This is a genomic window from Pseudidiomarina fusca (assembly GCF_032227045.1).
Classification (GTDB): Bacteria; Pseudomonadota; Gammaproteobacteria; order Enterobacterales; family Alteromonadaceae; genus Pseudidiomarina; species Pseudidiomarina fusca.
The window spans coordinates 358,529-364,653 of record NZ_JANFPJ010000001.1 but is presented as its reverse complement, the minus strand read 5'-3'; the positions used below and the strand labels follow the sequence as shown (position 1 = coordinate 364,653).

Annotated in this window: 4 protein-coding genes and 1 pseudogene; 1 reads left to right on the top strand and 4 read right to left on the bottom strand. The window is 46.9% G+C overall.

What is annotated here, in order from left to right:
- Positions 1 to 400: pseudogene (locus tag NOG12_RS01695) on the bottom strand (hypothetical protein); the annotation flags it as partial.
- Positions 401 to 467: 67 nt separating this feature from the next.
- Here NOG12_RS01695 and NOG12_RS01690 point away from each other — a divergent pair.
- Positions 468 to 1,631 (top strand): trans-sulfuration enzyme family protein, encoded by a 1,164-nt coding sequence (locus tag NOG12_RS01690; protein ID WP_313932238.1) that lies wholly within the window; start codon positions 468 to 470, stop codon positions 1,629 to 1,631.
- 65 nt (positions 1,632 to 1,696) lie between these two features.
- Here the strand turns inward: NOG12_RS01690 and lysS are convergent, their stop codons facing one another.
- From lysS to recJ, 3 genes are all read right to left on the bottom strand, one after another.
- The gene (lysS, locus tag NOG12_RS01685) at positions 1,697 to 3,211 is read right to left on the bottom strand and encodes a lysine--tRNA ligase (protein WP_313932237.1); all 1,515 of its coding nucleotides are present in this window, start codon (positions 3,209 to 3,211) and stop codon (positions 1,697 to 1,699) included.
- A gap of 57 nt (positions 3,212 to 3,268) precedes the next feature.
- A protein-coding gene (prfB, locus tag NOG12_RS01680) for a peptide chain release factor 2 (RefSeq protein WP_110075217.1) occupies positions 3,269 to 4,367 on the bottom strand; the annotation gives its coding sequence in 2 pieces (ribosomal slippage) (positions 3,269 to 4,291 and positions 4,293 to 4,367; 1,098 coding nt in all).
- Between the two features lie 44 nt (positions 4,368 to 4,411).
- The gene (gene recJ / locus NOG12_RS01675; RefSeq protein WP_313932236.1) at positions 4,412 to 6,124 is read right to left on the bottom strand and encodes a single-stranded-DNA-specific exonuclease RecJ; all 1,713 of its coding nucleotides are present in this window, start codon (positions 6,122 to 6,124) and stop codon (positions 4,412 to 4,414) included.
- Position 6,125 lies beyond the last annotated feature (1 nt).

The window sequence follows — 6,125 nt, the reverse complement described above, 5'->3', positions numbered from 1 at the left end:
GCATATAACTCAAGCCTAAGTCATTATCGTACTTATAGCCAGTGTATCCGATGTCGTCGCTTGGCGCTTCGTAAGTGTCACCAAAAGGTTGGTAATGCCGGCGACTCTCTACCCTTCCTGTGCTGTTGATTCGTGCCACAGGGCTGCCCAACCTATCTGTATGGATAAAGGTGGTTGTTGCCTGGCGGTCCTCAGCGATAAGCCTATTACCAAGGTAAATGTAGTTCGTTTGAACGCCGTTGTCTTCACTCAATAACAGCTGCCCCGACTGGCTGTAGAGATAGTAGCGGGTATCACCGTTGCCTGCCACCTTAACGCGGCGGTTGTGGCCGTCGTAGGTATAGCTCTTGCCACCGGGCTGCCCGGTGGCTTTAGATATAGCAACGAGTGAGTGATTCATGTAGCCGAATTAAACAGAGTCAGATAAGCTATGGTTGGTTAATAAATGACGACTCATAGGTAACCCAGTGACGATTAAAACGACCAGTTTTTCATATCCCTATAGCTCGGCTACCGCCGTTGCCCAAGCTCTCGGTACTATTGATAAAGAAAGCCAAGGAGTGGTGCTTCCTATCCACGTAGCGACAACCTATATTCGTGGCGCTGATAACAGCTACCCTACTGGTAATGTTTATTCGCGTGCTGACAATCCGACCTATAAACCGGTTGAACAACTACTTTGCCAATTAGAGCAAGGCGAACAAGCGCTGCTGTTTAGCTCGGGTATGGCTGCTGCTACTTCAGTTTTTCTGGCCTTACAACCAGGTGACCATGTTATAGTTCCACACATTATGTACTGGGCTTTGCGTCATTGGTTACTGAACTTTGCTAAAGATTGGGGATTACAATTTAGCTTTGTAGATATGACCCAATTGCACTTAGTCAAGCAAGCTATGCAACCGGGAAAAACCAAATTAGTATGGCTTGAAACACCGGGAAATCCACTTTGGACCATCTCCGATATTACTGAAATTGTGGCCTTAGCTCATCAGGCTGACGCTTGGGTTGCAGTAGATTCAACTTGTGCAACGCCTATTCTTAGTCAGCCTCTAGCACTAGGTGCTGATATTGTCATGCATTCAGCCACCAAATACTTAAATGGTCATTCAGATGTTATTGCTGGAGCACTGATTACAGCTGCTGATCATCCCTATTGGCAACGTATTCGGAGTATTCGAGCGCAACTAGGAGCTGTTCCTAGCCCGCATGATGCTGCACAACTGCTGCGCGGTATGCGTACGCTACATCTACGTGTAAAAGCCGCCTGTGAGAATGCCTTATTCTTAGCTGAACAATTACAACAACACCCACAAATCAAAGCCGTGCTTTATCCGGGATTACCGAATTTTGCGGGCTACGAAGTCGCCTGTAAACAAATGTCTGGGGGCTTTGGTGGGATGCTTTCTATACAGGTAGAGGGCGGTGAAGCCGCTGCTATTCACGTTGCTGCCAATACCAAGTTATGGAAGCGTGCAACATCCTTAGGCGGCGTAGAGAGTTTAATTGAGCACCGAGCCAGTGTTGAAGGCGCTGGTACTCCTTGTCCTTCGGATTTATTACGACTATCGGCGGGGATTGAGGACAAACATGAACTATTAGCAGATTTGTTACAGGCTCTGCCTAGCCGTTAGGTGAGTGGCGTTGTTAGCCCTTCGCGGGCTAACAACGTACAGCATATTCACTTAATTCTTAGCTTTTAGCCTTTGCGTGGGCGCATATGAGGGAATAATAATACATCGCGGATAGATGCTGAGTTGGTCAACAGCATAACGAGTCTATCAATACCTATACCCTCACCTGCTGTTGGCGGTAAACCATGCTCTAGTGCAGTTACGTAATCTTCATCATAGAACATTGCCTCATCATCACCAGCTTCTTTCTGTTGCACTTGCTCCCGGAAACGCTCAGCTTGGTCTTCAGCATCATTCAACTCGGAAAATCCATTGGCTAATTCGCGTCCACCGACAAAAAATTCGAACCGATCTGTAATGAATGGATCCGCATCATTACGACGTGCCAACGGCGATACCTCAGCTGGGTAGGCAGTGATAAATGTTGGCTGCAATAAACGGTGTTCAGCTACTTCTTCAAAAATCTCAATTTGAACTTTACCAAGGCCCCAGTTCGATTTGACTTTAATACCGAGGGATTCCGCCAGCTGCGTTGCTTGCTCTAAAGAATCAAGTTGTTGCTCAGAGGCTTCTGGTAAATAGGCCAAAATAGCTTCTTTAACTGTCATGCGTGCAAACGGCTTGCTGAAATCATACATCACGCCTTCGCTTTCAAATTGCGCGGAACCTAAGATGTCAGTTGCCATACCACGCAGCATGTCTTCCGTTAAGTTCATCAAATCTTGATAATCGGCGTAGGCCCAGTAAAACTCAAGCATGGTAAACTCTGGATTATGCCGCGTAGATAGCCCTTCATTACGGAAATTACGATTGATTTCAAAAACCTTTTCGAATCCACCAACAACCAACCGCTTCAAATAAAGCTCTGGTGCTATACGCAAATACAGTTGCATATCTAAGGCGTTATGATGAGTTACAAACGGACGTGCCGCCGCCCCGCCAGGAATGGTCTGCATCATCGGCGTTTCAACTTCCAAGAATTGCCGTTCGCTTAAATAACGACGAATGTAGTCCACTACTTTGGAGCGAATAATAAAAGTTTTACGCGACTCCTGATTAGTAATCAAATCAAGATAGCGCTGACGATAACGCATTTCTTGATCAGCTAAACCATGAAATTTATCGGGTAATGGTCGTAGTGCTTTGGTTAATAAACGCACATCATCAACTTGAACACTTAACTCGCCGGTTCCAGTGATAAATAAGGTACCGGTGGCCCCAATAATGTCACCAAGATCCCACTTTTTGAATTGCTCGTTATAGAAACCTTCTGGCAAGTTATCCCGCGCTACATATATTTGAATTTGGCCTGACATGTCTTGCAACGTGGCAAAGCTCGCCTTGCCCATAATCCGTCGCGTCATCATCCGGCCAGCAACGCTCACACGAACTCCCTGTGCAGCAAGTTGCTCTTTTTCAACGTGATCATAATTTGCGTGTAAATCCGCCGCTAAACTATCACGACGAAAATCATTCGGAAACGCCACACCTTGTTCACGCAGAGCAGCTAATTTCGCCTTTCGCTGAGCAATCTGTTCGTTAACATCAACTTCAGGTGCTTGCTGCGTTTTATCGTTCATGGTTATTTTTCCTGTAACTAATCAATAGAATTCTAAAGCGTTAAAAGTGCATCGTTGTTATAAACCAGATTTTAAACTGGCTTCAATAAATGGATCTAAAGCTCCATCTAGTACTGCTTGAGTATTTCGGTTCTCAATGCCTGTACGCAAATCTTTGATACGAGCATCATCGAGCACATAAGAACGAATCTGACTGCCCCAACCTATATCTGATTTGGTATCTTCAAGGGCTTGCTTTTCAGCCAACTGCTTTTGCAGTTCCATCTCGTATAACTTTGCTCGCAACTGTTTCATTGCAGCATCACGGTTTTTATGTTGCGACCTATCGCTTTGACACTGCACCACAATACCTGATGGCTCATGGGTAATACGAATTGCCGAATCGGTTCGGTTAACGTGTTGTCCACCTGCGCCAGATGCTCGATAAGTATCGATACGCAAATCTGCTGGGTTAATCTCAATTTCTATTGAATCATCAATTTCTGGATACACAAACACTGATGCGAACGAGGTATGGCGACGATTACCAGAGTCAAATGGCGATTTACGAACTAACCGATGAACACCGGTTTCAGTTCGTAACCAACCGTAGGCATACTCACCCTGAATACGCACCGTTGCTGATTTTATGCCAGCCACCTCTCCTTCCGAGAGCTCGGTAATTTCTGTTTTAAACTGATGCGACTCAGCCCAACGCAAATACATTCGCAACAGCATATTCGCCCAATCTTGGGCTTCTGTGCCGCCTGATCCTGCTTGAATATCCACATAGCAATCGGCGGTATCTTGTTCACCCGAAAACATGCGTCGAAACTCTAACGTCGCTAATTGTTGTTCTAATTGCTCAAGTTCAGCAACTGCTTCTTGATAGGTTTCTTCGTCATCAGCTTCAACCGCTAGGTCAACCAAGCCCTCTACGTCTTCTAACCCTTGTGCAAGCCGTTGTAGCGTTGTAACTACCTGTTCTAAGCTAGCACGCTCTTTGCCCAGAGCTTGCGCTCGCTCTTGATTGCTCCACACGTTTGGGTCTTCTAACTCGCGACTTACCTCCTCTAAACGCTCTACTTTATGAGCGTAGTCAAAGGTACCCCCGAAGCAACTCACTGCGTTTGCGCAGATCTTTTATGGCAACATAAGTAGCATTTGTTTCAAACATGTGCAGCAATCCAAACTTATCAATATAAACAAAGGGCGCATATTCTACCGTAAAGCAGTAAAATGCTCTAGTTGCAGTTGTACCGAAGTTTGTCCACGAAAATGATTCAGCTGAATACGATAGGCAGCATGAATATGCTCAATCGCAAGATTTGGCCACAGGTTAGTATCAACTTGAAATGCTATCGCATCAATGGTCACTCGTTGCGGTGATTCCAGCACTAACTTTAGGTGTTTTTGTCCTACTAAGTACTGTTTAACCACTTTAAATTCACCATCGAATAAAGGCTCTGCGAAGCCTTGCCCCCAGGGCCCTAGTTGCTCTAGTTGCTGGACAAAAGGAAGCTGTAAGCAGCTTGCATCAAGCTCACCATCAGACCAGATAACTCTTTGTAATTGATGCGGTTTTAGCCACTCAGAAGCCACTTCAGTTACAGCCTTAGTGAACGCGTCTAACTGATGCTGCTGAATACTCAAGCCAGCTGCCATGGCATGTCCACCGAAACGCTCAATAAGACCAGGATAGCGGGTATGCACGCGCTCCAGTAAATCTCTTATATGTAGCCCCGGAATAGATCGTGCCGAACCTTTTAGGAGGCCATCTTCTGCTTGGGCAAAGGCAATCACCGGACGATGACATTGCTCTTTGACGCGGCCAGCAACGATACCAATCACGCCCTGATGCCATGACGCTTGAAACAGCACCAACAACGCTGGTAACTCAGAGCTATCCGTAGCTAATTCTGCTACATAGTGCTCGGCCTCTTCCCGCATTTCTGTTTCAATGCTACGTCGCTCTCGGTTTAGGCTATCCAACTGCTGGGCTAACGGGTGGGCTGCCGTACCGGTAGCCGCCAACAAACATTCTATCCCTGCGGCCATATCGTCAAGGCGGCCGGCGGCATTGATGCGGGGGCCGATAGCAAAACCTAAATCACTCGCTTGTAGTTGGTTTACGTCACGTCCCGCCACGCTCAACAGAGCCGCTATACCGGGCCGACAGTGTCCTGCTCGAATACGCTGCAGACCTTGCTGCACCAAAATTCGATTAACGCCGTCGAGTTTAACCACATCGGCAACGGTACCCACGGCAACCAAGTCTAGCCAAGCGGCTAAATTTATTTCGGCTGGCCATTGACGTTGGCGTAACTCAGCACGTAATGCCAGCAGCACATAAAATGCCACCCCTACCCCAGCAATATTTTTACTCGGAAAAGCACAATTGGGCTGATTAGGATTAACAATCACCTGAGCAGCTGGCAAGCTGTCACCAGGTAAATGGTGATCTGTCACTAACACAGGAATCCCGTACTGGTTTGCCGCAGTGATGCCTGCGTGGCAGGATATTCCGCTATCGACCGTTACAATCAGTTCAGCGCCTTGCTGCCGAGCTTGTTCAACCACCGATACTGATAAACCATAACCATCTGCGAATCTGTTCGGCACTAAATAGAAGACCTGCTCAGCCCCTAACGCCTGCAGCACAGACACCATCAACGCTGTGGAGGTAGCTCCGTCAGCATCAAAGTCACCACAAATACAAATTCGTTGTTGTTGCTCTAACGCATCAGCTAAATGCTTGGCTGCGGCTTCTGCCCCTTTTAACAATCGATAATGAGGTAGTCGCTTAGCACTTAATTCTAACTCGGCTAGGTTCGTGATGCCCCGCCGCGCCAAAATTTGCGCCAGTAAAGGCGGTAGCTGTGCGTTAAGTTCTCCAGCGTCAAAATCAGGGTGACGTTTAATTTGCACTTGCATC

Excerpts from the sequence above, each read along its gene's own strand:
- lysS (WP_313932237.1), bottom strand. The coding sequence starts at position 3,211 with ATGAACGATAAAACGCAGCAAGCACCTGAAGTTGATGTTAACGAACAG.
- recJ (WP_313932236.1), bottom strand. The coding sequence starts at position 6,124 with ATGCAAGTGCAAATTAAACGTCACCCTGATTTTGACGCTGGAGAACTT.